This window comes from Frankia sp. CcWB3 (genome assembly GCF_977927595.1).
Window position 1 is genome coordinate 30,657 of record NZ_CDWRCK010000005.1, and the last position, 844, is coordinate 31,500.

Below are 844 nucleotides of genomic sequence, written 5' to 3' on the forward strand. Positions count from 1 at the left end.
TGAGACGCTGGACTTGATGAGACGCTGGACTTGATGAACGGCGCCAGCGAGCACTATACTCGAACACATGTTCGATGATCGGAGTGTTCGGGCGAATCGGCGGCGGTTCCTGCCAACAGATCCAACCGTTCCCTCCAAGTGCCCATGACAGGCGGCATGATGCATCCAGCGACCAGACCCAGTTCATCGCTTCGGCCCGGCTCACAGTCCAGTCCGGGTAAGCCCAGTTCGGACGAGTCCAGCCCGCGCGAGGAAGCAGAGGCCCTGGGCCCCCGCGACACCGGGGTCGACGACAGTGGTTCTCTTTCCCGTCGCCTGGACTCATCGATGGTTTATGGTCGTCGTGTAGCTGAATTCGACGCGGACGGATGTCTCCGAGCGGATGTGGCGATCGGTCGGGAGATCGCACGCTGGGAGGCGGCACGGCTGCTCGTGAGAGCGAGGTTCGCGCAGCTACGGCCGCCCACGGAAGAGGATGAGAGCGGGGCTGCCAGGGGATTTCACGAGTTCGCGGGAGACGAACTGGCTGCCGAGCTGAGAATATCATCAGCGTCGGGAAACAAGCAGTTGGGTTTCGCGGTCGGCGTCGTCCGCCGCATGCCGGCCGCGCTGACTGCTCTTGAACATGGTGAGTTGGATTCCCAGCGGCTGGCCGTGCTGGAACGACTGACGGCCAACCTGTCGGACAGCCAAGCCGCGGACGTGGCGGAGACGGTTCTGCGCCGGGGTGGGCGGCCAAGCCACGCAGCGTTCGCGGCCGCCGTGCGACGGCGTGTGGTGGTGGTAGACCCTCAGGGGAGTCGAAATGAAATAACTTGCGCGTTTCGAACCCTCCACAGGCCTA

The 844-nt window shown here is 63.7% G+C and carries 1 protein-coding gene; it reads left to right on the top strand.

Annotated features, from left to right (window positions below; genetic code table 11):
• Positions 1–327 precede the first annotated feature (327 nt).
• The coding region (locus ACY5KJ_RS01095; RefSeq protein ID WP_462202543.1) for a DUF222 domain-containing protein at positions 328–844 on the top strand (517 nt) is incomplete at its 3' end.